The following is a 1,845-nucleotide window of genomic DNA, read 5'->3' on the forward strand; positions in this document are numbered from 1 at the left end:
CGGTCGTGCAATGGGTCTGGGCGCCGCCGCCAGTCATCAAGAAGATCGTGAGGCAGCAATCGGAGGCGCCGGCGCCCAGACCCATTGCACGACCGGCCGCGCCAGCACAACGGCACGTTGCTTCGCCAACCGTCGCACCGGTCGCGGTCGCAACGCAGGACGCGCCCTCCAATACGCAGGCTGCGCCAAGCATGCCCGGCCCCACAGCCGCGGCGTCCGGCAACACGACGGCGGCTCCCGCGGAGCCGGCCGACATTGCAATCGTTTGCCCCGTAGAGGCCAAGCCGGAGATGCCGCCGCGGGCGCTCGCTGAGGGAATTGTCGGCGCAGTAACGGCGCGCGCCACGATCAAAGGCGGCAAGGTCGTCCGTGTCGACATCGTCAAGTCGACGCCCCCGGGGGTTTTTGACGCGTCGGTACGGCGCGCGATGACTCAGTACCAATGCAAGGTCGACGGCGACGATCAGGTTGTCGTCGAACAGTCCTTTGATTTCACCCAGACAGACTAGAAAATCGCGTCCTGCGCCTGGAACATGAACTTCGACGGCGACACTAACGTGGTCGAAGTCGCCCGTGTCAGCGGACGCTGAGCACCTGGAGTCCGGCCTCCGATGCCTGGGGGCCCTTCGTGTGGACGACGTACAACCTCTGTAGCGACGGAATATAGATCGAGGTCTTGCCACCGAGAGTGTCGATATGCTGCTCAATGGCGTAATGGTTCGAATCGACCTGTTTAACGACATCGAGGCCGCCGGCGCCAGTCACGTAGAGGCGATGATGCAGCGCGTCGAACGTCATGTCATCCGAAATGTCTACGATATCGAGAGACTGTATGACCGAGCCGTTACTCGCGTCCATGACGAACAGCTTGCCGGGGTTACGTGACCCGATGAACAGGCGCCTCGTTTTCGGATCGAATGCCATGGCCGAATTGAGGCTTGGACCGGGAACATGCCAGATACTCGCCAACTTGCGGGTATTCAGATCGATAACGCCGATTTCGTTTTTTTCGCGCATGTTCACGAACAGGCGGTGGGTGGAACGGTCGATGACCATCGCCTTCAGTTGTCCCGCAGGAACATCGATTCTCCCGACGACGGAATCGTGGGCAAGCGAAATCAAGCTGATGTAGGCGTTGCCCTTATGCGATTGCACACCTCCGTTGCCGACGTAGAAAATGCCGCCCGGTCGATCCGCGATGCCGGAATCCGGCTGCGGCTCGAGCGGAACGACTTTCTTGACCTTGAAGGTTTTCGTGTCGACAACCTTGACGTTCGCATCGCCCGCATCCGCTATAAGCAGTTCCTTACCGTCGTTCGCCAATACTATCTTGTGCGGAGCCCTCGCGACCGTCTTTACACTTGCAAGGTGCTGGCCGTCCGGCAATCCGAAAACCTCGATGGACCCATACTTCTCAGCTGACACGTACAGACGGGAATGAGCCAGATCGACTGCAAAGTGGTCGAAGTCGCCGCCGGTGACGTCTGGTAGCGGCGTGGTCGAGAGAACCGCCAGGGGGCTGGCCGACGGTCTTGCTGCAAAGGATATCGACGCAAAGCTGAGGCATGCAAGGGCAAGTAGACGGGCGGTGATCGGCATCATTTTTGTCGGGTAGGTAGGGAGCGGAATTCAAAATGACACGCTACCGCATAGATCCCAACCACACGATAACGAATGGATTACCAACTTGAAATATTGGTCCGCCTTTTGTTCCTTAGCTAAGAGACGGTTTCAAAAAGACTTGAAGGGGCTGTTAACTTCATGGACATGCTGTTAACCTTGGTCGTCGTGACGACGGAGTCAAGGGGATGGGCAAGCCAATAATTGACGACGAATTGTGGAAGC

General features: G+C 58.5%; 2 protein-coding genes. One reads left to right on the plus strand and one right to left on the minus strand.

Going from position 1 to position 1,845, the window contains the following annotated elements; all coding sequences use genetic code 11:
- A partial coding sequence (locus FSO04_RS47315) for an energy transducer TonB (RefSeq protein ID WP_174825361.1) occupies positions 1-509 on the plus strand: 509 nt, incomplete at its 5' end.
- Between the two features lie 67 nt (positions 510-576).
- Here FSO04_RS47315 and FSO04_RS45645 read toward each other — a convergent pair.
- Positions 577-1,602, minus strand: a complete 1,026-nt coding sequence (locus FSO04_RS45645; protein ID WP_154567988.1) for a YncE family protein — start codon at positions 1,600-1,602, stop codon at positions 577-579.
- Positions 1,603-1,845: the final 243 nt, after the last annotated feature.

Origin of the sequence: Paraburkholderia madseniana (assembly GCF_009690905.1) — a bacterium.
Taxonomy (GTDB): Bacteria; Pseudomonadota; Gammaproteobacteria; order Burkholderiales; family Burkholderiaceae; genus Paraburkholderia; species Paraburkholderia madseniana.